Genomic DNA, 23,588 nt, shown 5'->3' with positions numbered 1-23,588 from the left:
TCCTCTATCCTCCCATCTCCGGGATCATCTGGAAGAGATGGACCGTGAACTGGGAGAGAGAAGAGAGCATCCACGGGCCGAGCAGGAGGAGCACCAGGAGTATGGCGAGGATCTTGGGGACGAAGGTGAGGGTCTGCTCCTGGATGGAGGTGGTGGCCTGGAAGATCGACACGATGAGGCCCACCAGCATGCCCACCAGGAGGAGGGGCGCCGCTATCACGATGAGTTCGTAGATCCCGCTCCTGAGCAAATAGATCGCCTCTCCCAGTCCCATCTCTCACCTCCTCAGACGAAACTTCCGAGCAACTGCTGTGTGATGAGCGTCCACCCGTCCACGAGTACGAAGAGGAGCAGCTTGAACGGGAAGGAGATCATCACCGGCGGGAGCATGATCATCCCCATCGACATGAGGGTGGAAGCCACCACCATGTCGATGATGATAAAGGGGATATAGAGTATGATCCCTATCTTGAAGGCCACGGTCAGCTCATGGAGGATGAAGGCAGGGATGAGGATGTGGGTGGGCACATCCGCCAGGGTGTCGGGCCTGGGAAGACCGCTCATCCGCATGAAGAGCCGTATGGGCTCCACGTCGTTCTGCATCTGCCGGTACATGAAAATCCTCAAAGGGCCGACCGCCCTGCCGTAGGCCTCCTCTACACCTATCTCTCCCCTCGAGAGAGGGACGAAGGAATCGTCGTACACCTCCTGGAACGTGGGCCACATCACGAACAGTGTGAGAAAGAGGGAGATCCCCATGAGCACCTGTGTGGGCGGCACCTGCTGCAGACCGAGGGCCCTTCGGATGAAGTCCAACACCAGGGCGATCCTCAAGAACGAGGTGGTAAGGACGAGGATGGACGGGGCAAGGGTGAGTATCGTAAGCAGGAGGAGGAGCTGGATGGAGAGCGCCACCTCCTGATCGCTCTGAGGCTCGCGGATGGTGAGATCGACGAAGGGGATATTGAGTGCTTGGTCCTCTTCAGGACCCAATTGCGCCACGAGCCCGAGCGGACCCGGAAGGACGAGCATGAACACGACGAGGAACCCTATCCGTTTCACAGCCGTTTCAACCTCTCTCTCTGTTTCTCGAGAAAGGTCATCGCCCGGGGAGCCGGCCCCTCCTCCGAAGATGCAGGATGCTTCGGCGGGAAGAGACGGTCGAGGAAATCGGAGAAACGCCCTCCTCGCCCCGTCTCCTGCCTGGAGGCGATGAGCTCTATCCGGTCGAGGGTCTCCTTCTCCTCGATTCGGGCGATGAGCGTCACACCGTTCTCACTCGACCCCACGAGGAAATAGCTGTTCCCCACCCCGATCACATGAACCGCACGGGTCCCCTGGAGGACCCTGGTGTCCACCACTCTGATGAGATCCTCCCCACTCCCGCGGGCGACACTCATCTTCCGAAGGAAGTAGAACACCGCGTATATGGCTGCGAGCACCACCCCGAGCAGAAGGAGCATCCGGACGCCGTCCCAGAGGGTGAAGCCCACCGCAGGTTGAGGAGAAGGTGCGCCACCCCCGGTCTCTCCCACCTCGGGCGCATCAGAGGGAAAGACGAGTTCCGATTCGGAAACCTCCTGGGGGGCCGGGGGAGGAGTGGTCGTCTCCTGTGCAGGGAGAAAGGTCGTACTGAAGATCAGCGTTGCTACTATACCACCTATCAGTCGCTTCACATGGATCGGATGAGACTTCATCTGTTCTGTTCCCCTCCCAGTATGAAGTAGTCGCTACGTCAGCTCATTGAGACGCTCCAGCGGTGATATGATCTCCGTGACCCGCACACCGAAGTTCTCGTCTATGACCACCACTTCACCACGTGCAATGAGCTTGTGATTCACGAGTATGTCAACCGGCTCACCGGCCAGTTTGTCGAGCTCGATGATCGTCCCCTCGCCCATGGCGAGGATTTCCTTCACCATCTTCTTGGTCCTCCCGAGCTCCACCGTGAGCTCCATGTATACATCCATGAGGAGCGAGATGTTCGCCTGCTGTTCGGGACCAAGGGCCCCCTCCGGAAACGAGGGAAACTGCACCTGCTGGACCTGAGGGGCTCCCGGCCCCCAGACCGTTGGTTGTCCCTGTGACTGCGCCATGGTAGCCCCCTGTGCAGAAGTAGAAGCCTGGTTTGCAGGTTGAGAGGGAGAAGGTCGAGAGGGATTCACCAGAGATCGCACGAATGGGACGTCGAAGAATTCGATCACCTTGTGCCCAACCCCGTCGATGACCACCGGATATTCCGCCGTCACGACCTCCGGGACGTCGAGATTCAACTGATCCCTGGAAAATTCGGCTCCCTGCGCAGGGGCGGTCAGGATGGTCATCCCCGACACGTCACCCAGCGAGGTGACCACGGGCCCGTTCATCTGGGAAAGCCCCTCCTGAAGGGCGGAGACGGCGGCCTCGGTGAGCTCCACGTTCTCCTGTCCCATGAGCAGGCCGGCGATGAGGGTGGACACCTCCCTGTCGAGCACATACCCGTGAGCAGCTCTCGTACCCTCGGTGAACGGTATGTCCACCTTCACCACCTGCTCCGGGAGCCCTCGTATGAAGGTCTCCGCCTGGACCGCCTTCACCTCCGGAGGCTGGACCTCCACCTGTTTCCCCGTGAGCATGGAGAGATTGGCCGCCTGCGAGGCCACGGTGTTCTGCAGGAGCGCCCTGAACTTCCGGAGTTCCTCGGGGGACAACGAAGGGGCAGGCCCCCCCTCGGGCGTCGAGAAGTTCACGCTTCCCTGGAGAAGGGCATCGATCTCTTCCTGTGTAAGGGAACCATCACTCATAGTTCCTCTCCTTCCGCAGTCAGCTCCTCGACTTCCTGGGACTCTTCGATCTTCTCCACGAGCTGGACTGCAAGTTTTTTCCCGACACGCCCCGGCCTGCAGTAGAACTTGGGACGGTTCTCAATCTTGAGGACGAGCGGCTCCTTCACCCTCGTGGGAAGCATGATGACATCCCCCTTCTGAATGCTGAGGATGTCCCGCATCTTCAGGTTCATGGAACCCACCTCCACCACGAGGTTCACCTCGACGCTGGAGATACGTTCCTTGAGGATCGCGAGGTTCTCGGTGGTGCCGCCCTTTCTCACCGAGGAATACCAGTACTGTGCCGAGAGTTTGGAGATGATGGGCTCGATCGTGAGGTAGGGGATGCAGAAGTTCATCATCCCCTCCACGTCCCCCACCTTCGTCTCGAGGGTGACCAGGACCACCATCTCCGTGGGGGGAACGATCTGGGCGAACTGGGGGTTGGTATCGATCTGGCCGAGTCTGGGTCTCAGGTCTATCACCTGACTCCAGGCCTCCCGCATGTTCCCCAGGATGCGGACCATGATCCCCTCCATCACCGTGGTCTCGATGTCGGAAAGGTCTCGATCCCGGGGGACCACCGAGCCGTCCCCCGGTCCCCCGAAAAGCCTGTCTATGATGGAATAGGTGATGGTGGGGTCTATCTCGAGGATCGCGGAACCCTTGAGGGGATCCATGTTGATGATGCCTATCGTGGTGGGATTGGGGATGGAACGTATGAACTCCTCATAGGTGAGCTGATCGACCGAGGCCACGTGGACCTGGACGAGGCTTCGCAACTGGGCGCTCAGAGAGGTGGTCGTGAGACGGGCGAAGGTCTCGTGCATGATCGAGATGGTACGAATCTGCTCCTTCGAGAACTTGTCGGGCCGCTTGAAGTCATAGATCTTTATCTTTCTCTGCTCGGGAATCCGCTGGACTTCCTCCGTTTCTATCTCCCCAGCAGAGATCGCCGAGAGAAGCTGATCTATTTCTTCCTGCGAGAGGACCTCGGTCATGTACGTTCCCCTCCTCCCGTCATCCCTTCTAGAATTCTACCAGAGTAAAGGTATCGAATACAATATCCTGCACCATACCGCTCGTGAGGACATCGTTTATCTTGGCCTTGAGCTCTTCCTTTATCATCTCCTCGTACTGGGGGCGCAGTTCCTCGGCCCGCTTGGAGGAGAAAAACCTCCGGATGAGGTCGCGCAGATAAGGTCTCCGCTCGTTGAGTTCGGTCTGAAGGGCCTTGTCGTTCACCTTGTAGCCCAGGTAGACGACCGCGAGCAGGGTGTACTGGGCCTCGTCCGAAGTCCGGGCCCGTATCTCCCCTATCTCGTACCACGCGAGCACGGGAGGGGCGGCCTGGTACTCGGGCGAAATCTCGGGGGGATTCTGTGACTGGCTCGAGACGTTCAGGACACGCAAGGTGATGATGACCACCGTGACCACGAAGACCGTGGCGAGCAGCCCGAGTGCCACGTACTTGAGGATCTGGATCACGATACTGGGAAGGAACCCCACCTGTTTCGATTCCGCCTCTACGGCTCCGGGTTCCTGCGTTTCATCGTCGAAGATGTCGCTCACCTTCCCCTCCTATCTTCAAATTCTACCAGAAAATCAGAGAATTGAAAAGGTTTTCTACAGATGTCCCTCCGAGAGTATGACTATGTCGATCCTCCGGTTGTAGGCCCTCCCCTCGGGAGTGGAGTTGTCTGCGAGGGGTACGGTGTCGGCGAGCCCCATCACCTGGAAGTGATTCTCGTCCACCCCGTAGTCGGAGAGAAAGTGGAGTACGTTGATGGCTCTCGCCGAGGAGAGTTCCCAGTTGCTGGGCCACGGCCCCGCGGGATCGGTGGGCACATCGTCCGTGTGGCCCTCTATGCGGATCTTCCTCCCCTCCAGCTCCGGGGAGGTGAGGAGATTGGAGAGTTTTATGAGGGTCTCCCGGGCGGCCTCTATGTTGAGCTCGGCACTCGCACTCCTGAAGAAGGCGTCGGCCGCCAGGGTGATCACAAGCCCCCGCTCATCCTGCTTCACCCGCACGGTCTTGGCCCGTATCTCGGGTTGGAAGGCCGAGATGGCCTTCTTCCTCGCCTGATCGAGGGCCCGCCCCCGTTCCATGGAGGGAAGGCTCATCACGGTATTGCCGAGCTCGGCAAGACGGCCCACCGAGAGGGTGTTTCCTCCCTCCCGGCTCCCGAGCCCAGGGAACGCGGAGAGGATGAGTCTGAGCTGATATCCGTCGATCGTCGCAGTGGTGAACATCATGACGAAGAAGGTGAGGAGGAGGGTCACCATGTCACCGTAGGTGAGCATGTAGTCGGGAGCCCCCTCGTCACACTTCTTCTTTTTCTGCATCTCCTTCGCCATGTCAGTCCCTCCCCACCTCCTGGCGGACCGCCTCTCGCTCCTTTGGTGGTAGGAACGAGAGGAGTTTTTCGAGCAAGACCCGGGGATTGTCCCCTGCCTGGATGGAGAGGATCCCCTCTATCATGATCTCCCTCACCAAGGTCTCGTCCCGGTCCCTGTCCATGAGCTTGTTCTTGAGTGGTATGAGGAAGAGGTTCGCGAAGAGCGAGCCGTAGAGCGTGGTGATGAGGGCGGTGGCCATTCCCTGCCCGATCGCAGAGGTATCCCCGCCTGCGAGGTTCTTGAGCATCGCGATGAGACCGATGAGGGTTCCTATCATCCCGAAGGCGGGCGCGATCTTGGACCAGTCGTCGAAGATCTTGGCGCCCACCTCGTGCCGGGACTGCATCTCGTTGAGCTCGGTGTAGAGCACGGTTTTTATGATCTCGGGGTCGATCCCGTCCACCACCAGCTGGAGCCCTTTGCGCATGAACTCGTCCTCGATCTCGTCGAGGTTGTCTTCGAGGGCGAGGAGTCCCTCCCGCCTCGCCCGCTCGGCGTAGGCCACCAGGTCGTTGATCACCCTCCCCTCCTGCCAGTTGGGGACGTTGAGGGCATGTGAGACGTACTGCATGATCCCCAGCATCCGCGCGAGCGGGTTCCCCACGAGCATCGCTCCGAAGGAACCGCCGAACACGATGAGGACCGAGGCGATGTCGACGTACACACCGAGTGGCACCCCCGCCACCACAATACCGAAGATCACGAGTCCGAGTCCCACGACGACGCCAAGTATCGTACCCAGATCCATTCGTCACTCCTCGTTGAAGAACAGGCCGATCTTCCTGCGGTATTCGATGATCCTATCGAAAATCGTCTGGTAGTCCTCACGGACCACCAGACGCTTGCCCGAGAGCATGATGAGGGTGGTATCGGGATTGAGCTCGATGTACTCGATGTGGTGAGGATTCACGTAGAAGACCGTACCGTCGAGCTTCGTGACCTTGATCATACCCCTCCTATTCTACGACGCTATCGCTTGAGCGTCAGCAGCTCCTGGAGCATCTGGTCGGACGTGGTGATGGTCCGGGAATTGGCCTGGAATCCCCTCTGCGTCACGATCATATCGGTGAAGGCCTCGGCGAGGTCCACGTTGCTCATCTCGAGCGCCCCTGCGATGAGCTTCCCCTTTCCCGCAAAGTTCGGCGGTCCCACATTGGGATCCCCGGAGTTGAGGGAGACCCGGAACATGGTCTCACCCTCCTTCTCGAGACCGCCAGGGTTCACGAACGTGGCAAGCGCGATCTGACCCAGCGGACGGTTGTTACCGTTGGAGTAGACGCCGGTGATGACCCCATTCTGATCGATCTTGAACCCTTCCAGATACCCCATGGTGTAGCCGTTCTGCCGGAAGACCTTGGTGGAGCTGCGTTCCGCGAACTGGGTCACGGCGTCCACCACACTCCCCACCTGACCGAGATTGAGGTTGAAGGTCTGCCGTACGGCCGCCTCACCCGGCGGGATCGTGGCCTCGGGCACATCGAACCCCACCTGCACCTGGAGAGCCCCCGCATCGAGGACGTCTCCCGCCTCGTCCTCCACGGACTGAATCGTCCCAAGATTGTCGAACTGAATGATGAAGGTATTGGTGGCATTATTGGTCTCACCCACGTCCACCAGGGTGTTCGTGGGCGTCTCTGCATCGGGATCCACCGTGACCGTCGCACGCCACCGGTTGGGTTCACCCACCACCTTGGTGAACTCGATCCTGAGGGTATGCGGGTTACCGAAACTGTCATAGATGTCGTAGGTGGCCACCCAGGTGCCTTCACGCACCGTCTCGGGACCGGCGCCGGGAGGAATCTCGGGGAGCCGCTTGTCGAGGTTACAGGCGAGGAAGACCTCCGTAGTGGCGGAGGCGGGGTCCTTGCTCCCCACCGGGATGATGAGGTCCTGGAGGGATCCGGTGGTATTGATGAAGGTCTGTCCGTTCACGGTCTCGGCCCTCCACCCCTGGACGCGCAGCCCGTTGGCGGGATTCACCAAGTATCCCTCTTCGTCGAGGCCGAAGACCCCCGCCCTGGTGTAGAAACTGCGGTCACCCTTTCGGAGGATGAAGAAGCCCTCACCCTGGATGGCCACATCGGTCATCACGCCGGTGGTCTGGAGGGAGCCCTGGGTGTGGATGGTGTCGATGCTCGCGATGGTCATGCCGAGCCCCACCTGTTTGGGGTTCACCCCACCCACCTCCTCGGTGGGGCGGGCTGCACCGGAGAGCGTCTGGGAGATCATGTCATGAAAGTTGACCCTCCCCTTCTTGAATCCCGTGGTATTCACGTTCGAGATGTTGTTACCGATCACGTCCATCCTGATCTGATGGTTCTGAAGTCCGGACACACCGGCATACAGGGATCGCATCATGGTCTGCCTCCTACTCCATCCTCACGCTTTCTATCTGATTCATGTCGAAATATCTCCCGTTCACCAGGAGCTGCGGGAACTCCGTCCCCCTCACCTCCTCGACCACACCGGAGATCTCCTGCCCCCCGTTCTTGATCACCACCGTCTTCCCCAGGAGAGAAAACGCCTGGGAACTCTGGAGCCTCAGTGCGAGTTTCGAGAACTCCTGGCTCATGTTGGTCATCTGCTCCAGTGTGGAGAACTGGGCCATCTGGGCGATGAACTCCTTGTCCTCGAGAGGCTGGGTGGGGTCCTGGTGGGTGAGTTGTGCGACGAGCAGCTTGAGAAAATCGTCCTTCCCGAGCTCCTGCTTCACCTGCCTGCCCTCGGCGAGAGACTTGTTGAGGGCGTCCACCTGGGCGGCCACCTTGGCCTTCTCCACATCGTTCATCACAAGGGAGATATCCATACCTGTCTCCTACACGGTAAGGTTGATCGTCGTCGTCTCATATACCTCATCGGCAGCAGGTACCGCATGCTCAAGCACTCCGTGGGAAACGACCACCCTCACAGGGCCGGCCTCCGGCTCCTCGGAAGACGGGTCACGCTGCGGGGAGAAGGAACCGTTCCCTCCCTCAACGTCCACGAGAAACTGCCCCACCTGGAAGCCCTGGGACTTGAAGTGCTGAAGGAGGTCGTTGAGGTTCTGCTGAAAGACCTCCTTCACCACCATGTTCTCCACCAGGATCCTCCCCGAAAGCCTCCCCTCCGTGACTTCCACGTGGATACGCACGCGTCCGAGGCTCGGCGGTCGGAGTACCAGATGGATGTCTCCCTTCTCCTGATCACGAAGGACGAGCCTCGCCTGGCGCACGATCTCGTCGTTTCCGGCCTCCCTGAGCGAAGAAAGAAGTTGTCTCTGAACGATCGAGAGATCGGAAGGTGAGGGGTTCTGGGGCGTCCGGATCTGCTGGAAATCCCCCTCCTTACCCCTGAACACAAGGGGATCGAGGATGGGGTCCTCCCCCGAGGGGAGATGTTCGCGGGAAAGGGCACGGAGGTCCTCCTGTGCAGCCTTCGAAGGCGCTTTCGGGGAAGGTTCCCCCTCGGCCTTCCCCGCCACGCTTCGTTCCCGGATCACCTCTATGACTATCGGCTTGATGCTCCGAGGCTCCTTCACAGGGGCGGCCCCTTCGGTACGGACGTCTTCCCCTTCCTTCGATCGGGGCAACGCCTTGTCCGAGGAGGAGCCCGCGAATGGTGGTCCAACGGAGACGAACGAGGAGGCGACCCGATCGGCATGCGGTGACTTCGTGTTCTCCGTGCGCCCCTTGTCTCCGCTGCGGCTCTCATCACCTCGCTCTGGAGCGGGGGCATCCTTCAGGAGTGCGCTGTGACGAAGGGACACGGGTTGCTTCGGCTTCTCCCCCTTCGTGGAACGAGGATCCATCGGTACTTCACGGTTTCTCGCCGCATCCTTGCGTACAGGGGGCTTCTCCCCTTTCTTGCCCACCGGGACATCCTCCCCCATCCGCTCCTCCCTCCCCTCACTCCGGACATGGTCCTCTCCCTTCCTCGGTTTTCGGGCTTTCATCTCCCCGGCAGAGGGAGATTTCTCATCCACCTCATCGATCCCCCCCTCTTCGGAAGAGGCCGTCGGACGGCTTTCCCGCACCCCCTCCTCCCCCCTCTCAAGGTGCTCCTCCAGGATACGGGCGAAGGTATCCGAACGCGGCCCTCCGGGAGTCCTGGTCTGCTGGGAGGAGGGCTGAGGGGAGAGGTCGACCTCGGAGAGGAGCAAGGCCTTCATCTAGGGCCTCCGCACCATCTTGCGCTGAAGCCTGGCCGCACGATCCGCCGGCATGAGAGAAAGCCAGTACGGTACGATCGAATCCTCTCCCGTCTCCGCTGCGATTTCGTCAACCATCCAGAGGATATCGATGACATCCTGATCGTCCTCCATATTCAGAAGAATCTCCACGGCGCGGTCGGGCGGCATGTTGATGAGGTACTGGGCCGTCTGCCGTACGATGGCCCTTTTATTTTCGTATTGTTTCATCTGTTCATTGAACGATTTTTGTTGCTCCTCCAACGCCTTCTGCTTCTCCTGGAGCTCCTCCCACATGCTCTCGAGTTCCGCTTCCCGCTCTCCGAGACGCCGTTCCCACTCTTCCAGCTCGGCCTCTTTGAGTTTGAGGGCCTCCCGTTCCTTCTCGATCCGGGCGCTCTCCAGGAGGGTGATGCCCGGAAGGGCCGCGGCGGGCTGGGGGCGTTTCACCCCGATGAGATCGAGCAACGGGGAGAGTTGCTCCCTCACGTCTATCACCCCGAGATACGTGAGCCAGAGCCCTCCTCCCAGGAGGAGCAACACGATGAGAAAGACGAGGGCGAAGATACGGAGACCCGGCCCCACACGGGTATAGTTTTCAGGCATCGTGATCCTCCCTCACATGCGTGGCGGCATACTGTATCCCTGCCGCTTCGTCAACGGCCTTCTGGTCCTCTTTCATCCACTCCTTCCGGTACGCCTGGAAACAGCGGTCCCTCAGACGCTCGAACACCTGCGTCTCGGCCCGAGCCTTGAGGAATTCTTCACGGGCCCGGGCTTCCTCGTCCTCCAGGCGACCTCTCCTCGCGAGAAGCTCGTCCCGCTCTCTCTCGAGCCTCTCCCGGTAGAGGGCGGCTGCCTGCATCGTCCACAGATCGAGGCCCCCTCCCTCCCTCCCCTGACGGAGGGCCCTGACCGACTCCGCCACCACGTGTCGGATCGCCTGGTCCACCTCCTGTCGTTCCTGTACCACCTTTCCGAGTGCTTCCTTCTTCTGCTCTTCCACGTGTTCCCTCAACCTGAGCATGCGGGCGAAAGGGAACCTAAACCGTCTCATCGTCGCCGGATTCCTCCTCCGTGGTCTCCATCTCCGCAAGGTCAAACAGGCGGTGAATCGTCTCGGCGAGAGGGGCCCGCTCCTCGATCTCCTGCCTCAGGAAGGCGTTGATATCAGGCAGCTTCTCTATGGCCTTGTCCACCTCCGGGTTGCTCCCCCTCGCGTAGGCTCCTACGTTGATGAGGTCTTCGGTCTCCTGATAGGCGGCGAGCCACCTCATGACTCGTCTCGCCGCATCCCTCACAGGAGGGGTGGTGATCTTGGGAGCCAGTCTCGAGACCGATGAGAGGACGTCGATCGCAGGATAGTGCTGCCGCTGGGCGAGTCTCCTCGAGAGCACCACATGGCCGTCGAGGATGCCACGCACGGCATCGGAGACGGGCTCGTCCATGTCGTCCCCCTCCACGAGGACCGAGAAGAACCCGGTGATGGTCCCCTTCTCCGATGTTCCACATCGCTCGAGAAGCTTGGGGAGGGTGGAAAAGACCGAAGGGGGATAGCCCCTCGTCGCAGGAGACTCCCCCAGGGCGAGCCCCATCTCCCTGAGGGCCCTCGCGAACCGGGTGATGGAGTCGAAGAGGAGCATGACGTCCTTCCCCTGATCCCGGAAGTACTCGGCTATGGCGACCGCCACGAACGCCCCTCGATAGCGCGCCACCGCAGGGGTGTCGGAAGTGGACACCACTACGACCGAGCGCTTCAGCCCCTCCTCTCCCAGATCGTGCTCTATGAACTCCGCGACTTCCCTCCCCCGCTCGCCGATGAGGGCGATCACGTTCACGTCCGCGTTGGTGTTGCGGGCGACCATCCCCAGAAGGGTCGACTTTCCCACCCCGCTCCCTGAGAAGACACCCACACGCTGTCCCTTGCCTATGGGGAGGAGGCCGTCGAGAGCCCTGATCCCCGTGGCGATCTGCTCTTCTATGCGTCTGCGCTTGAGTACGTGCGGAGGACCCCCCTGCACCGGGTACCGTATCCCTGGAGGGAGGGGCCCCTTGTCGTCTATGGGCATGCCGCGGGCATCGAGTACCCTGCCGAGAAGACCTTCGGAGACCCGTATGGAGAGGGGCTCACCCATCGCCTCTATCACATCCCCCACCTGGATCCCCTCAGGGTCCCGGTATCCCATGAGATAGACGGTCGATCCCTTGAGACCTATCACCTCGGCCCATATCCCGGCATCAGGATCGTCCGGGGGATGGATGCGGCAGAGTTCACCCACCACTGCGAGGGGGCCCTGCCCCTCGATCCTCATACCCTGTACGGCCTTCACCCTCCCCCTGCATTTCACCGTCTCGGTCTTTTCCACCAGGGCCAGATACTTTCCGAACATGGACTACTCCTGTATTCGTTCCCTCTCGACGATGGGAACGGTCTCCAGGATCTTCTCCTCTATCTGCTTGAGTTGAGTGGAGATTCTCGCATCTATCTGTCCGAAGTCGGTCTCGACGATACATCCGCCCCTGTCCACCGTATGGTCTTCCATCACCGTCACGTTGCCCACGTGCTCTATCTTCTCTATGATCTCCTTGAGATGCGCCGAGGTGACCTCGAGGTCCTCGAGGTTCACACGGATGACCACGTCGGTCTTGGACTTGAGCTTGCGGAGGGCCTGGACCACGTTGTTGATCACGATGTTTTTCTGATGCTCCGAGAGCACCTTCACCACCTTCTGGGCGATGAGAAGCACGAGCTGGACGATCTGGGCCTCGGACTCCGCGAGAACCCGTTGCCTCGCCTCGATCACCTTGGAAATCACCAGATGAAGCCTGTCTATGAGACGATCCACCTCGTCCTTACCTCTGCGGAACCCCTCCTCTCTTCCCTCGGCATACCCCTTGTCGTAGGCGGCCTGCTCGATCTCCTCGGCCTTCTTCCGGGCCTCTGCAACCAGGTCCTCCACCCGCTTCTGCGCCTCGGTCACGATACGTTCGGCCTCCTTCGAGGCCTCTTCCTTGAGCCGGGCAGCCTCCTCGTTTCGCTTCTTCACCTCCTCGAAGGCGACCTGTTCCGCCTCCTTGATGATGCGGTCGGCCTCGACCTTGGCCCCCGAGATGATGGCCTCCCGTTCTTTCTCCCACTGCTTCCGGAGTTCCTCCTCTTGGCGGTGCAGGTGTTCGAGATCCACCTTCTCGACCACCTCTCCCTCCGCCTCCACCGTCTCCATCTCTTCCACCGTCTCAAGGAGATGCGGCTCCTCCTCTCTCTGTGCGTGTTTCGGAGGAGGTGTCCCCCGCCGTACCGGTTCGGGTGAGGGGAGCACGATCCTCGTGGAGAGGGGGGTGATCTCCCCTGCCTTGAAGATATACTTGGCCACCGGTCTGTCCTCCCTCGTCTAGGGGCCTATACCACGATCTCATCCTCACCGCCGCGCGCGATGACGATCTCGCCCTGCTCCTCGAGCTTCCTGATGATGGAGACGATCTTCTGCTGGGCCTCCTCGACGTCCCTCATACGGATCGGCCCCATGTACTCCATGTCCTCCTTGAGGAGGGTCGCCGCACGCTTGGACATGTTGCGGAAGATCTTGTCCTGCACCTCGGCATCCACGGCCTTGAGGGCCTTGGCGAGCTCCTGCGTGTCCACCTCGCGGAGCACCTTCTGGATCGCCCTGTCGTCCAGGAGCACGATGTCCTCGAAGACGAACATCTTCTTCTTGATCTCCTCGGCGAGCTCAGGGTCCTCCTCCTCGAGCGACTCGATGATGGACTTCTCGGTGGAACGATCCACCATGTTGAGGATCTCCACGATGGCGTCCACCCCTCCGGCCATGGTGTAATCCTCGGAGGCCAAGGTGGAAAGCTTCTTTTCGAGCACCCGCTCCACCTCGCGCAAGACCTCGGGTGAGGTGCGGTCCATGGTGGCGATCCGTTTCGCCACCTCGGCCTGGATGTCGTGGTCGAGGCTCGCGAGGATCACCGAGGCCTTCTGGGGATCCAGGTAGGAGAGGATGAGGGCGATGGTCTGCGGGTGCTCCTGCTGGATGAAGTTGAGGAGCTGTGTGGGATCGGTACGCCGCACGAAGTCGAAGGGCCGCACCTGGAGACTGCTCGTGAGCCTGTTGATGATGTCCACCGCCTTCTGGGTGCCGAGGGCCTTCTCGAGGAGTTCGCGGGCGTAGTCGACCCCGCCGGTGATGATGAACTCCTGGGCCATCATGAGTTCCTGGAACTCCATGAGGACCTTGTCCCGTTCCTCCGAATCGATCGTCTCGAGACGGGCGATCTCGAAGGTGAGGCTCTCTATCTCGTCCTCCTTGAGGTGTTTGAAGATCTCCGCCGAGAGCTCCGAACCCAGCGTCACCAGGAGGATGGCCGCTTTCTGCCGGCCGGTGAGCTCTCTCTTCACCCCCGGCTTCTTCACCTGATGCCCGGAAGCGGGCGCTGCGGTCTTGGTCTTGCCCATGTCATTCCTCCATCAACCAGGTTCGTATGAGCTGGGCCACCTCTTCCGGATGCTCCCGTGCCATGTTGATGGCCTGCTCCTGGAGCTCCATCCTGGCCCTCTCCTCCACGGACATCTCCACGGCCGCGGCCTCTTCCTCCGCGCTCCGCAAGGCGGCCTCCCTCATGGCCTGATGCTGACGGGCGAGCTCTTCCTCTTTGAGACGCCGCCGCCTCTCCATCTCCCTCGCGATGAGCCTGAAGATGATGAACGCCACGAGAAGAGCGGCCACACCCAGGAGGGAATAGAAGACAGTCCTCTCGAGCTGGCGTCTCGCCCGGAACGCCGCATCCTCTTCGGCGAACTGGAGCGTCCTGTCGAACTGGATGTGCTGCACCGTGATCAGGTCTCCTCGTTCCCTCTTGTAGCCCACCGCTGCTTTGATCAGCTCCTCAGCCTTCCTGATGTCCTCGTCCGAGACAGGGAGGTACGTCCGCTTGATGGAGCCATCCGGATTGAAGACTACCTCCCCCTTCTCATTATACTCCCACTTCCACACCCCGTCGAGTGCGACGGCCACGCTGATGCGCTTGATCTCCCATGGGTCCTTCCGTTCGGTGATGTTCCTCGTGTTCACCACCTCGTTCTGTATCACCGAATTGCGGGAGTACTTTCCTACCAGGCCTTCGAGATCCTTGTACGCGGGAGGTGTCTGGCCCTCCTGTCCCGGAGGACCTTCGGGGTTGAAGCCCGTGCCTTCGAACTTCTCGTCCTGGATCTCCTTGGAGAGGGTGATGGAAGGCACCACCTCGCTCTCGTCGTAGGGCGTCCTGGGGTTGTCGGGTTTCATCGTGATGGGGAAGTGTTCCTCGGTCTTCACCTCCACGTCGCTCATGTCGAGCTCGATGTCGAGGTTCACGATCTCGACCCTGTCCGGACGAAAGACCGTAGCAAGGGCAGAGAGGATCCGCTTCTTGTACTCGTTCTCGAGTTCCTGCTTGGTCTTCAGCTGCCTCCGGGCGAGTTCGAGACGATCGAACTGCTCCATACCTTCGAAGTCGTTGAGCACCACTCCCCGCTGATCGGTGATCGTGATGTTTTCGGGATCGAGGCCCTCAACGGCGAACTGAACCAGCTTCACGATCCCCTCTATCTTCTTTCGATTACTGGTGATGTCCGATCCCGGCTTGGGCACGATGATGATGGAGGCGCTCGGCGGTTCCTGATCCTCGGCGAAGAGAGCCTTCTCGGGCAGCACCAGGGTGACACTCGCATCATCGATGTCGTCCAGGGCCTTGAGGTGTTCCTCAACGGTCCTGGTGATGGCCCTACGCAGGTTCACGTTTCGTTCGAAGTCGGTGATGGTCCACCGCTCGATGTCGAAGAGCTCCCAGGGATCGGTCCCTCGGGGAACGAGGTCTTCCCGCACGAGGATGGCCCGCATCCTGCGTGCGGTCTTCTCATCCGAGACCAGGATACGGTTGTCCGCCGTCACCTGGTAGGGGACGTTCTCTTCCTCCAGGCGGGTGGTGATGTCCTCGAGCACCTGTGGATCGGTGATGGCCTTGTTGAGGAGCGGAACCATCGAGGGCGCACCGCTCAGGCTCGCGAGGAAGACGAGACTTCCCACGAGCACCATCACGATCGATATGAAGATGATCTTCTGGACGAGCGACCACTTACCCCACGCGTTCTTCACGCGCTCCAGAACGTTCTTGAGCCACTCATTCATGTTCCCCTCCCGGTACGGTAGATCCTATCCGCGTCAGCGCAACGACAGGATCTCCCTGTATGCTTGTACGGCCCTGTCCACCACCGACTTGGTGATGGAGAGGGCGAGATTCGCCTTGGCCATGGCGATGGTCACGTCGTGCGGGTCCAGGGAATCCGGATCCGTGATCATCTGCTGGCTGAGGAGTGCGCTCTTCTGTTGAAGGCTGTTCACTCCGTCGAGCGCCTCGAAGAGGAGTCGGGAGAAATCGTCCGGGTCCACAGGCTTTTCCTCGGGCTTGTGGCCCTGGAAGTGGCGTGGATCAGCCTTCTGAAGGGTGATCTTGTGTCCTACGGCCGTGGTCTCTGTCAGGAACTGCATCTAACTCACCTCCCTATCTCCAAGGCTTTCAGGAACATGGTCTTCGACCCGTTCACGACGGCCAGGTTCGCCTCGTAAGCCCTCGAGGCGTCGATGAGGTCGACCATCTCGTTCACGATGTTCACGTTGGGATACTCCACATAGCCCTTGAGCGGTCCCGACTTGATGGCGTCCGGATGGGTGGGATCGTAGACGAGTCTGGTCTTCGCGTCGTAGTCCTTCTCCACCTTCACCACCCTCACCCCCTTGCCGAGACCGTTGTCGAGCGGCTTGGGGAGGAACGGACTCCGCCAGTAGGGCTGCTCCACCCGTGGTCTGAAGACCACTCTGCTCCGTCTGAAGGGGCCCCCTTCGGTGGTGCGGGTGGTGGTGGCGTTCGCGATGTTGTTGGAGATCACATCCATCCGGAGACGCTGGGCCGTGAGCCCCGTGGCCGCTATGTTGATCGGTGTAAAGAGCCCCATCCCTCACCTCCTCACCTGAGCACCAGCTGGACCTGGGAGAACTGGTGGGAGACCGCCTGCACCATCATATTGTAGAGCAGTTCGTTGTTGAGGAGGTCCATGGTCTCCTGCTCCAGGTCCACGTTGTTGCCGTTGTTCTTACTGGTCGTCCAGAAATCGAGGATCTTCCTCGGCCGCACCGTACGGTAGTCCACCGGCCTGTTGAAAGGGATGTGCCGTGGGTCGGTGATGAAGGCAGGCAGCTTCCTCACCTTCTCGGACTCCAGGGCCTTCTTGAGGGAGCTTTCGAAATTGAGCTCACTCCGCTTGAAGTTGGGGGTGTCGGCGTTCGCGATATTGTTCGCGATGATCTGCCGGCGTATGAGGTTCACGTCCATCTCACGATGGAGGATATCGAGCGTCTTTCCGAACGTGTTGCCGATGAACATCACTGCGCCTCCCTGAACTGGAGAGATTCCCTCTCTTTACCTATCGGTCGCCTCCCCGTGGAGATTACGGATTTCTCCATGCCTAGAGGATGTACCGTGTGATATCTTCATTGACGAGCACCTTCGCCAATCGTTCTTTCACATAGTCGGCGGTGATGGTGATCTTCTGCCCCTGGATCTCGGGACCTGCGAACGAGACCTCCTCCAACACCACCTCCATGATGGTGTGCAGCCGACGGGCTCCTATGTTCTCGGTACGCGTGTTCACCTCCTCGGCGATCCGGGCGATCTCCTCGAGCGCTTCCTGCGTGAAAGAGATCTCCACCCCCTCGGTCTTGAGGAGTTCGGTGTACTGCTTGATGAGGGCGTTCTGGGGTTGGGTGAGGATCTTGAAGAACTCGTCCCGTGCGAGGGGCTCGAGTTCCACACGAAGGGGAAACCGACCCTGGAGTTCGGGGATCAGATCGCTCGGTTTGCTCATGTGGAAGGCCCCGGCAGCGATGAAGAGGATGTGGGAGGTATCCACGATGCCGTATCTCGTATTCACCTTGGCTCCCTCTATGATGGGAAGCAGATCCCGTTGCACACCCTCACGGGACACATCCACCCCACCCGTCTTGCCTTCCTTCACGGCGATCTTGTCGATCTCGTCGATGAAGACGATACCCATCTGCTCCACCCGCTGTCTGGCGATCTCCGCCACCTGATCGGTGTCGATGAGCCGCTCCATCTCCTCGGCGAGGAGCAACTCCTTCGCCTGTCGCACCTTCACCCTCTTCCTCTTCTCCCCTCCGAAGAGATTGGCGAGTCCGCCGAGACTCATACCTATCTCCTCGAATCCCGTACCGGAGAAGACCTCAATGGAGGGCATGAGCGGGCGCCGCACGCTCACCTCCACCATCCGGTCGTCGAGCTCCCCCTTCCTCAGCATCTCCCTGAACCGCTCCCTCGTACCGGGCGAGACACCCGACTCGCCGGTGGCGGTCCTGCTCCCGGGGAGGAGCAGGTCGAGGAGGCGTTCCTCCACCCTCCGTTCCGCCTCTTCCCGGACTCCTTCCTGCATCTCCGATTTCACCATGGCCACCGCCACGCTCATGAGGTCCCTGATCATCGATTCCACGTCACGCCCCACGTACCCCACCTCGGTGTACTTCGTGGCCTCCACCTTGAGGAAGGGTGCCCCGGTGAGGCGGGAGATCCGCCGCGCAATCTCGGTCTTCCCCACGCCCGTAGGACCGATCATGATGATGTTCTTTGGTGCGATCTCGTCCCGCAGCTCGGGGGGAAGCTGCTGCCGCCGCCACCTGTTGCGGAGGGCGATGGCCACCACCTTCTTGGCCTGCCCCTGACCCACGATGTACTTGTCGAGTTCCTCCACGATCTGCCTGGGCGTGAGGTCCTCCAGCTTCCGCTTCACCCCTTCACTCATGAGAGCTCCTCCACTATGATCTGTTCGTTGGTATAGATGCAGATGGATGCGGCTATCCGCAAGGACTCCTCGGCGATCCGCCTGGCGGAGAGGTCGGTGTGGGCGAGCAGGGCCTTCGCCGCGGCATGGGCATACGGCCCTCCCGATCCTATCGCGAGGACCCCGTCTTCAGGTTCCACCACGTCTCCCGTGCCCGAGAGGAGGAGCATCCGCTCCCTGTCGGCCACGAGGAGCAGCGCCTCGAGTCGCCGCAACATCCTGTCGGTACGCCAGTCCTTGGCCAGGGCCACCGCACTCCGGAGTACGTCCCCCGAGAACTCCTTGAGCTTGCCCTCGAACCGCTCGAAGAGGGTGAAGGCGTCGGCCGTGGCACCGGCGAACCCCACCAGGACCCTCCCGTCGTAGAGGGTCCTCACCTTGCGAGCGTTTCCCTTCATGATGGTGGTGCCCATGGTCACCTGGCCGTCCCCCGCCATGGCCACCACGCCGTTCCTCCGAACCGCGATCACCGTGGTGCTCTTCACCTCGCTCATGAATCGCTCCTTTCCGCATGAGGGTGCGCCTTCCGGTACATCCGCTTGAGGGCGGGAAGGCTCAAGTGCGTGTACACCTGGGTGGTGGAGAGACTCGCGTGGCCCAACATCTCCTGCACCACCCGGAGGTCGGCCCCCCTCGAGAGGACGTGCGTGGCGAACGAGTGCCTGAAGACGTGGGGGCTTATGCGCTTCTCCAGTCCCTTCTCCCTGGCCCGCCGTTCGATGATGTAGGCCACGCCCCTGGGCGTGAGAGGGCTTCCCTTCTGGTTCACGAAGAGCGCCCCCTCCTCACGTCTCCCCATCCGCTCGAGGAGGGCCTGCCGAAGGGGGAGATAGGCGGCGAGGGCCTTGCGCGCACCCAAGCCGAGGAAGAGGAGCCGTTCCTTGCCACCCTTCCCCTTCACCACACACCACCCCCGGGAGACCTGCACACCACTTGTGGTGAGCGAGACGAGCTCCTGCACCCGGCACCCGGTGGAATAGAGGACCTCGAGGAGGGCCCTGTCCCTGAGGCTCGCGAAGTCGCTCCCCTCTATGTCGAGGAGACGATCCACCTCGTCCTCGAAGAGAAACGAGGGAAGCCGCTTCCCTGCCTTCACCGAGGAGATCCCCTCCATGGGCGAGTCGCTCCTCACCCCTTCCTTCCTCAGGAATCGGTACCAGCTGCGGAGCGAGGAGAGCATGCGGTTGATGGAGGAAGGGGCCTGACGGGCGAGCGTGTACTCCGCCACGCAGTGGCGTATGTCCTCGCGCGTGGCGGAGACCAGATCGGTTCCCAGCTTCTCCAGGAAGGCCCCCACCTTCACCAGGTCGTTCCGGTACGATCTCACGGTGGCTTCCGAGAGTCCCCTCATGTGCGAGAGGTGGGCGAGAAACCGATCGATGAGTGTCTCCTGTGGGAGTGTGCTCACGGATCCTCCCTCCATGGTCATTCCTCACTCCCCACGGTGGAGATCTCCAGCTCGGAGGTGTCGCTCCCATCGATCACCACCGGCACCTCCCCCTCCCGTTCGTGGAGATAGCTACACGAGGGATTCACGCAAAGCTTCACGCTCCCCTCCTTCGAGGTCTTCTCCATGAGCGGCCAGCCGCACATGGGACACGAGGTCCCGCTGGGAGGATAGGGGCTGGTGAACGAACACTCGGGATAGCGCGTACATCCGTAGAAGACCCTCCGTCTCCCCCTCCTTCCCCGCCGCTCCACGATCTTCCCGTCACACCCCGGCATGGGGCAGTCGGCGAGGGGGAGGGGGCGTGCGTTCCTGCACTCGGGGAACCCGGAACAGGCGAGGAAGTAGCCGAACCGACCGAGCTTCTTCACCATGGGACGACCACACTTCTCGCAGGTCTCCCCGGTCTCCTCCTCGAGCGTGCCCTTGATCGACTCGAGGTGTTCCATCACATGGTCCACCTTCTCCTTGAACGGCCCGAAGAACTCCCGGATCATGCTCACCCACTCGACCTTCCCCTCCTCGATCTCGTCGAGCTGGGCCTCCATCCGGGCGGTGAAATCCACGTCCAAGATGTCGGGGAACGATTGCACCAGGATGTCGTTCACCACCTTTCCCAGTTCGGTGGGGACGATCTGCCGCTCCTTCCTCACCACATAGTAGCGGTTGAAGAGCACCTGGATGGTGGGGGCGTAGGTGGAAGGTCTGCCGATCCCCAGCTCCTCGAGGGCCTTCACGATCGTGGCGTCGGTGTACCTGCTCGGCCCGGTGGTGAAGTGCTGCGAGGGGATCCACTCCTCGATCGTGAGCTCTTGTCCCTCCTCGAGCGGAGGGAGCTTCTTGCTGGTATCCTTCGGTTTGAGGACCGAAAGCACGGAGAGGAAGCCCGGCTCCACCACCTGTGTGGCGCTCGCCCTGAGGATTCCTTCTCCCACCTCACACTCCACAGTAACGGTCTTCGTGACCATGGGTTTCATCTGGGACGCGACGAACCGTTCCCAGATGATGGAATAGAGGCGCCACTCGTCCCGGGAGAGATGCTGTTTCACGTGATCGGGCGTGTAGTCCACCACGGTGGGTCTGATGGCTTCGTGGGCGTCCTGGGCGCCCTTGCCCCGGGCATAGCGCACGGGTGCATCGGGAAGGGCCTCCGGATGATGGGTCTGGATGTAGTTCCGCACCATGGAGAGGGCCGATTCGGCCACCCTCGTGGAGTCGGTCCGCATGTAGGTGATGAGACCGATGCGGGTGCCACCGAGGTCCACACCTTCATAGAGACGTTGGGCGATCTGCATGGTCTTCTGTGAGCTGAAACCGAGGCGGTTCGCCGCCACCTGTTGGAGCTGGGAGGTGGTGAAGGGAGGTTTGGGCCGCACCTGCCGGGACGTCTCCTTGAGCGACTTCACTCTGCAGGGGTGCTCCCGGAGGAGGGCTATAATCTTGCCGGCTTCCTCCTCCGTCTTGATCTGGGGCTTCTCACCTTTGTAGCTCACGAGCTCCAGGTCGAGTGAGGAACGCCCCACCACGGCGCGGGCAGCGATGGTCCAGTATTCCTCCGGCACGAAGGATTCCACCTCCCGCTCTCGTTCACAGATGAGCCTGAGGGCCACCGACTGGACCCGTCCGGCGGAGAGGCCGTTCTTCACCTTCTTCCAGAGGAGGGGGGAGAGATGATATCCCACCAGGCGGTCGAGCACCCGCCTCGCCTTCTGGGCTTCCACCTTGTGGATGTCGATGGACCGGGGGTGCTCCACGGCCTCCCGTATCGCCTGGGGGGTGATCTCGTTGAACACGATCCGCCCTATCTCGAGATCCGGATTCTTCTTGAGGAGGGCATCCCTGATGTGATAGGCGATGGCCTCCCCCTCCCTGTCGTTATCCGAGGCGAGGAGGACCTTGGAGGAGGCGTTGGCCTTCTCCTGCAGGGCCTTCAGGATCGGGGCCTTGCCCCTCACCACGATGTAATCCGGTTCGAACGAGCCCTCTATGTCCACCGCGAGCCGTGACTTCGGCAGGTCTATGAGGTGTCCCTTGGACGCCTCCACCTTGTATCCCTTCCCCAGATACTTCTCTATCGTCTTCGCCTTTGCAGGAGACTCCACCACGAGGAGGGTGTAAGGACTGGTGTTCGTGTCACGCTTTTTCTTCATGGCTTCCTCTTTATGATCGATCCACCGTGTCGAAGGATGTGTCCCTCGAGTTCCGCCTCCATGAGGCGGGCCACGGTCTCTCCGGGGCGTCCCCGGTCCTCGGCTCGGGAACCCCCTCCCCCATCGGCCGGGGCCTCCCTCTGCGAAGGGATACCCCAGTCCTCCAGGATGTCCGCAATCCCGCCTACGGCCTTCGCCCCCGAGTCGGCGAGGGCCCGTACCCCCTCTCCCTGAGGCGAGGAGAGGAGATCGCCGTGGACGAAGACGTCCCGCCCCTCGTCCAGGGCGTACTGGGCGGTGATGAGAGCGCCGGAACGCGCCGGTGCCTCCACCACCACGGTCCCCCTCGTGCATCCCGCGATGATCCTGTTCCGCTCCGGGAAGTGGTGCTTTCGTGCCGGTACGGAGGGGGCATACTCGGAGATCAGGGCTCCTCCCGCCTCTACGATCCGGATGGCGAGGCGTCGGTGATGCCGAGGGTACAGCTCGCACAGGCCCGATCCGAGCACCGCCCACGTGGGACCTCCCGCATCCACCGCCCCCTTGTGGGCTGCACTGTCTATACCTCTCGCGAGCCCCGAGACCACCACACCCCCTTCCTGGACCGCGTCACACCCGAGAAGATAGGCCGCCCGGCTTCCCTCGAGGGTGGGATGCCGTGTCCCCACCACCGAGACGAAGAAACGGGGTTCCTTTGGCTCCAGATTTCCAATATAGTAAAGAAGGAAGGGAGGGTCAAAAGTCTCTCCAAGCAGGGGAGGATAGAGCCGCTCCCCCCTCCGACACACGGAGATACCCTTCGCCTCGCAGAGCCGCACCTCCTTCTCCGCGGCCTTCAGGGCCTCCGCCGGAGAAAGACGGGCCCGAGGTATGATCCTGCCGATCATCCTCTCTATCTCGCCCTGAGTGAGACGGGCGAACTCCTCCACAGAGGAGAGCGAGGCAAAGAGCTTCTCCTTCTCCTTCCCCGAGAGAGCGGGGAGCAGGTCCACTGCAAGGGCGAGCGGATTCACCTTCACTCCGTGCCTCCTGAGAGCTGGAGGATATGCTCCTGGGCCCTCGTCTTGATCTCACGATCCCGGGCGTGTTCCACCACGTAGCGGTACTCCTCCTTGGCCTCTTCTATCCTGCCCACCTCCACATAGGCCCTCGCGAGCACGAAATGCGGCTCCATCCAGCCCGGATCGATTTCCACGAGCTTCCTGAGATGTGGAATCGCATCCTCCGGCCGCCCCATCTCGAAGACATAGAGGATGGCGATCCCGTAGAGGCTCTCCTTGAGCCTGGGGTCGAGATCGAGGGCCCTGAGGTAGTAGGACTCGGAGAGTTGGAGATACCGATCGCGCTCCACGGGATCCATCTGGGCCTTCGCCATCCGGCCCGCGCAGATTCCCGCCATCTGAAACAATACCGGATTCTCGGGATAGATGGTGATCGCCTCTTCAAGGGCCTCGAGCGCGAGACCGAACATACCCTGCTGCATGTAGGCCTCGGCCAGGAGCTTGTAGTAGACCCCGAGCTGTCCTGCGGCACGGACCTTCTCCTGGACCACCTGCCTGTACTTCTCTATACCCTCCTTCAGTTCGGCGATACGTTCGGGGTCCTGCCTCGTCTGCTCAGGTTCGGGCTCGAAGACGAGGAGTCGCTCGAGCATGGCCTCGGTATCGTCCTTCCTGCACCCTCCAAGGAGAAGCAGAGGCACCAGAGTGAGGAGGACACGAGCTCTCAT

Annotated in this window: 27 protein-coding genes; all 27 read right to left on the bottom strand. The window is 61.1% G+C overall.

Annotation, left to right across the window (positions count from 1 at the left end; genetic code table 11):
- Positions 1-4 precede the first annotated feature (4 nt).
- Positions 5-274: a flagellar biosynthesis protein FliQ gene (fliQ, locus tag STHERM_RS04570; protein WP_013313715.1), complete on the bottom strand. Its 270-nt coding sequence runs from the start codon at positions 272-274 to the stop codon at positions 5-7.
- 11 nt (positions 275-285) lie between these two features.
- Positions 286-1,062, bottom strand: coding sequence for a flagellar type III secretion system pore protein FliP (gene fliP / locus STHERM_RS04565; RefSeq protein ID WP_013313714.1), 777 nt, complete (start codon positions 1,060-1,062; stop codon positions 286-288).
- Complete coding sequence (locus STHERM_RS04560; RefSeq protein ID WP_013313713.1) at positions 1,059-1,697, bottom strand: flagellar biosynthetic protein FliO; 639 nt, start codon at positions 1,695-1,697, stop codon at positions 1,059-1,061. Before STHERM_RS04560 ends, fliP begins: the two co-directional genes overlap by 4 nt.
- Before the next feature lie 33 nt (positions 1,698-1,730).
- Complete coding sequence (fliN, locus tag STHERM_RS04555) at positions 1,731-2,783, bottom strand: flagellar motor switch protein FliN (RefSeq protein WP_013313712.1); 1,053 nt, start codon at positions 2,781-2,783, stop codon at positions 1,731-1,733.
- On the bottom strand, positions 2,780-3,805 hold the full coding sequence (fliM, locus tag STHERM_RS04550; RefSeq protein WP_013313711.1) for a flagellar motor switch protein FliM: 1,026 nt from the start codon (positions 3,803-3,805) through the stop codon (positions 2,780-2,782). Before fliM ends, fliN begins: the two co-directional genes overlap by 4 nt.
- Positions 3,806-3,833: 28 nt before the next feature.
- Positions 3,834-4,376: a flagellar basal body-associated FliL family protein gene (locus STHERM_RS04545; RefSeq protein ID WP_013313710.1), complete on the bottom strand. Its 543-nt coding sequence runs from the start codon at positions 4,374-4,376 to the stop codon at positions 3,834-3,836.
- Positions 4,377-4,430: 54 nt separating this feature from the next.
- Entirely contained in the window at positions 4,431-5,162 is a 732-nt protein-coding gene (motB, locus tag STHERM_RS04540) for a flagellar motor protein MotB (protein WP_013313709.1), read from the bottom strand.
- A 1-nt stretch (position 5,163) separates the two neighbouring features.
- Positions 5,164-5,952 carry a motility protein A gene (locus STHERM_RS04535; RefSeq protein ID WP_013313708.1) on the bottom strand — a complete coding sequence of 263 codons (789 nt, stop codon included), beginning with the start codon at positions 5,950-5,952 and terminating at the stop codon, positions 5,164-5,166.
- A gap of 3 nt (positions 5,953-5,955) precedes the next feature.
- Positions 5,956-6,153, bottom strand: coding sequence for a flagellar FlbD family protein (locus STHERM_RS04530; RefSeq protein ID WP_013313707.1), 198 nt, complete (start codon positions 6,151-6,153; stop codon positions 5,956-5,958).
- 20 nt (positions 6,154-6,173) lie between these two features.
- Positions 6,174-7,562: a flagellar hook protein FlgE gene (flgE, locus tag STHERM_RS04525; RefSeq protein WP_013313706.1), complete on the bottom strand. Its 1,389-nt coding sequence runs from the start codon at positions 7,560-7,562 to the stop codon at positions 6,174-6,176.
- Between the two features lie 10 nt (positions 7,563-7,572).
- On the bottom strand, positions 7,573-8,010 hold the full coding sequence (flgD, locus tag STHERM_RS04520; protein ID WP_013313705.1) for a flagellar hook assembly protein FlgD: 438 nt from the start codon (positions 8,008-8,010) through the stop codon (positions 7,573-7,575).
- A gap of 9 nt (positions 8,011-8,019) precedes the next feature.
- Positions 8,020-9,351 carry a flagellar hook-length control protein FliK gene (locus STHERM_RS04515; RefSeq protein ID WP_013313704.1) on the bottom strand — a complete coding sequence of 444 codons (1,332 nt, stop codon included), beginning with the start codon at positions 9,349-9,351 and terminating at the stop codon, positions 8,020-8,022.
- Positions 9,352-9,975, bottom strand: a complete 624-nt coding sequence (locus STHERM_RS04510) for a periplasmic-type flagellar collar protein FlbB (protein WP_013313703.1) — start codon at positions 9,973-9,975, stop codon at positions 9,352-9,354.
- Entirely contained in the window at positions 9,968-10,426 is a 459-nt protein-coding gene (locus STHERM_RS04505) for a flagellar FliJ family protein (protein ID WP_013313702.1), read from the bottom strand. The genes STHERM_RS04510 and STHERM_RS04505 overlap by 8 nt, the downstream gene beginning before the upstream one ends.
- Positions 10,413-11,759, bottom strand: coding sequence for a FliI/YscN family ATPase (locus tag STHERM_RS04500; RefSeq protein ID WP_013313701.1), 1,347 nt, complete (start codon positions 11,757-11,759; stop codon positions 10,413-10,415). The genes STHERM_RS04505 and STHERM_RS04500 overlap by 14 nt, the downstream gene beginning before the upstream one ends.
- A 3-nt stretch (positions 11,760-11,762) precedes the next feature.
- A complete protein-coding gene (gene fliH, locus STHERM_RS04495) occupies positions 11,763-12,743 on the bottom strand; it encodes a flagellar assembly protein FliH (protein WP_013313700.1) in 981 nt (326 codons plus the stop codon).
- Between the two features lie 26 nt (positions 12,744-12,769).
- Positions 12,770-13,831, bottom strand: coding sequence for a flagellar motor switch protein FliG (gene fliG / locus STHERM_RS04490; protein ID WP_013313699.1), 1,062 nt, complete (start codon positions 13,829-13,831; stop codon positions 12,770-12,772).
- A 1-nt stretch (position 13,832) separates the two neighbouring features.
- The gene (gene fliF / locus STHERM_RS04485; protein WP_013313698.1) at positions 13,833-15,542 is read right to left on the bottom strand and encodes a flagellar basal-body MS-ring/collar protein FliF; all 1,710 of its coding nucleotides are present in this window, start codon (positions 15,540-15,542) and stop codon (positions 13,833-13,835) included.
- Positions 15,543-15,575: 33 nt separating this feature from the next.
- Positions 15,576-15,902: a flagellar hook-basal body complex protein FliE gene (gene fliE / locus STHERM_RS04480; protein WP_013313697.1), complete on the bottom strand. Its 327-nt coding sequence runs from the start codon at positions 15,900-15,902 to the stop codon at positions 15,576-15,578.
- A 5-nt stretch (positions 15,903-15,907) separates the two neighbouring features.
- Entirely contained in the window at positions 15,908-16,366 is a 459-nt protein-coding gene (gene flgC, locus STHERM_RS04475; protein WP_013313696.1) for a flagellar basal body rod protein FlgC, read from the bottom strand.
- An 11-nt stretch (positions 16,367-16,377) separates the two neighbouring features.
- Positions 16,378-16,794 (bottom strand): flagellar basal body rod protein FlgB, encoded by a 417-nt coding sequence (gene flgB / locus STHERM_RS04470; RefSeq protein WP_013313695.1) that lies wholly within the window; start codon positions 16,792-16,794, stop codon positions 16,378-16,380.
- An 82-nt stretch (positions 16,795-16,876) separates the two neighbouring features.
- The gene (gene hslU / locus STHERM_RS04465) at positions 16,877-18,223 is read right to left on the bottom strand and encodes an ATP-dependent protease ATPase subunit HslU (protein WP_013313694.1); all 1,347 of its coding nucleotides are present in this window, start codon (positions 18,221-18,223) and stop codon (positions 16,877-16,879) included.
- The gene (gene hslV, locus STHERM_RS04460) at positions 18,220-18,756 is read right to left on the bottom strand and encodes an ATP-dependent protease subunit HslV (protein WP_013313693.1); all 537 of its coding nucleotides are present in this window, start codon (positions 18,754-18,756) and stop codon (positions 18,220-18,222) included. The genes hslU and hslV overlap by 4 nt, the downstream gene beginning before the upstream one ends.
- Entirely contained in the window at positions 18,753-19,670 is a 918-nt protein-coding gene (locus tag STHERM_RS04455) for a tyrosine recombinase (protein ID WP_237223360.1), read from the bottom strand. The genes hslV and STHERM_RS04455 overlap by 4 nt, the downstream gene beginning before the upstream one ends.
- A gap of 17 nt (positions 19,671-19,687) precedes the next feature.
- Positions 19,688-21,859 (bottom strand): type I DNA topoisomerase, encoded by a 2,172-nt coding sequence (gene topA, locus STHERM_RS04450; RefSeq protein WP_013313691.1) that lies wholly within the window; start codon positions 21,857-21,859, stop codon positions 19,688-19,690.
- The gene (gene dprA, locus STHERM_RS04445; RefSeq protein ID WP_013313690.1) at positions 21,856-22,878 is read right to left on the bottom strand and encodes a DNA-processing protein DprA; all 1,023 of its coding nucleotides are present in this window, start codon (positions 22,876-22,878) and stop codon (positions 21,856-21,858) included. Before dprA ends, topA begins: the two co-directional genes overlap by 4 nt.
- Positions 22,875-23,588, bottom strand: coding sequence for a tetratricopeptide repeat protein (locus STHERM_RS04440; RefSeq protein WP_013313689.1), 714 nt, complete (start codon positions 23,586-23,588; stop codon positions 22,875-22,877). The genes dprA and STHERM_RS04440 overlap by 4 nt, the downstream gene beginning before the upstream one ends.

It is taken from the genome of Spirochaeta thermophila DSM 6192, from assembly GCF_000147075.1.
Classification (GTDB): domain Bacteria; phylum Spirochaetota; class Spirochaetia; order Winmispirales; family Winmispiraceae; genus Winmispira; species Winmispira thermophila_A.
Note: the sequence above shows the minus strand (reverse complement) of the source record. Positions and strands in the feature narration are given on the sequence as shown.

What these genes read in the sequence shown, in the direction of transcription:
- fliE (WP_013313697.1), bottom strand. Translation starts at nt 15,902, where the DNA reads ATGCAGTTCCTGACAGAGACCACGGCCGTAGGACACAAGATCACCCTT.
- hslV (WP_013313693.1), bottom strand. Translation starts at nt 18,756, where the DNA reads ATGAGCGAGGTGAAGAGCACCACGGTGATCGCGGTTCGGAGGAACGGC.
- STHERM_RS04500 (WP_013313701.1), bottom strand. Translation starts at nt 11,759, where the DNA reads ATGTTCGGAAAGTATCTGGCCCTGGTGGAAAAGACCGAGACGGTGAAA.
- flgE (WP_013313706.1), bottom strand. Translation starts at nt 7,562, where the DNA reads ATGATGCGATCCCTGTATGCCGGTGTGTCCGGACTTCAGAACCATCAG.
- fliF (WP_013313698.1), bottom strand. Translation starts at nt 15,542, where the DNA reads ATGAATGAGTGGCTCAAGAACGTTCTGGAGCGCGTGAAGAACGCGTGG.
- STHERM_RS04515 (WP_013313704.1), bottom strand. Translation starts at nt 9,351, where the DNA reads ATGAAGGCCTTGCTCCTCTCCGAGGTCGACCTCTCCCCTCAGCCCTCC.
- STHERM_RS04560 (WP_013313713.1), bottom strand. Translation starts at nt 1,697, where the DNA reads ATGAAGTCTCATCCGATCCATGTGAAGCGACTGATAGGTGGTATAGTA.
- motB (WP_013313709.1), bottom strand. Translation starts at nt 5,162, where the DNA reads ATGGCGAAGGAGATGCAGAAAAAGAAGAAGTGTGACGAGGGGGCTCCC.
- topA (WP_013313691.1), bottom strand. Translation starts at nt 21,859, where the DNA reads ATGAAGAAAAAGCGTGACACGAACACCAGTCCTTACACCCTCCTCGTG.
- fliM (WP_013313711.1), bottom strand. Translation starts at nt 3,805, where the DNA reads ATGACCGAGGTCCTCTCGCAGGAAGAAATAGATCAGCTTCTCTCGGCG.
- STHERM_RS04440 (WP_013313689.1), bottom strand. Translation starts at nt 23,588, where the DNA reads ATGAGAGCTCGTGTCCTCCTCACTCTGGTGCCTCTGCTTCTCCTTGGA.
- flgC (WP_013313696.1), bottom strand. Translation starts at nt 16,366, where the DNA reads ATGGGGCTCTTTACACCGATCAACATAGCGGCCACGGGGCTCACGGCC.
- flgD (WP_013313705.1), bottom strand. Translation starts at nt 8,010, where the DNA reads ATGGATATCTCCCTTGTGATGAACGATGTGGAGAAGGCCAAGGTGGCC.
- fliG (WP_013313699.1), bottom strand. Translation starts at nt 13,831, where the DNA reads ATGGGCAAGACCAAGACCGCAGCGCCCGCTTCCGGGCATCAGGTGAAG.
- STHERM_RS04510 (WP_013313703.1), bottom strand. Translation starts at nt 9,975, where the DNA reads ATGCCTGAAAACTATACCCGTGTGGGGCCGGGTCTCCGTATCTTCGCC.
- STHERM_RS04535 (WP_013313708.1), bottom strand. Translation starts at nt 5,952, where the DNA reads ATGGATCTGGGTACGATACTTGGCGTCGTCGTGGGACTCGGACTCGTG.
- fliQ (WP_013313715.1), bottom strand. Translation starts at nt 274, where the DNA reads ATGGGACTGGGAGAGGCGATCTATTTGCTCAGGAGCGGGATCTACGAA.
- hslU (WP_013313694.1), bottom strand. Translation starts at nt 18,223, where the DNA reads ATGAGTGAAGGGGTGAAGCGGAAGCTGGAGGACCTCACGCCCAGGCAG.
- flgB (WP_013313695.1), bottom strand. Translation starts at nt 16,794, where the DNA reads ATGTTCATCGGCAACACGTTCGGAAAGACGCTCGATATCCTCCATCGT.
- fliN (WP_013313712.1), bottom strand. Translation starts at nt 2,783, where the DNA reads ATGAGTGATGGTTCCCTTACACAGGAAGAGATCGATGCCCTTCTCCAG.
- STHERM_RS04505 (WP_013313702.1), bottom strand. Translation starts at nt 10,426, where the DNA reads ATGAGACGGTTTAGGTTCCCTTTCGCCCGCATGCTCAGGTTGAGGGAA.
- STHERM_RS04530 (WP_013313707.1), bottom strand. Translation starts at nt 6,153, where the DNA reads ATGATCAAGGTCACGAAGCTCGACGGTACGGTCTTCTACGTGAATCCT.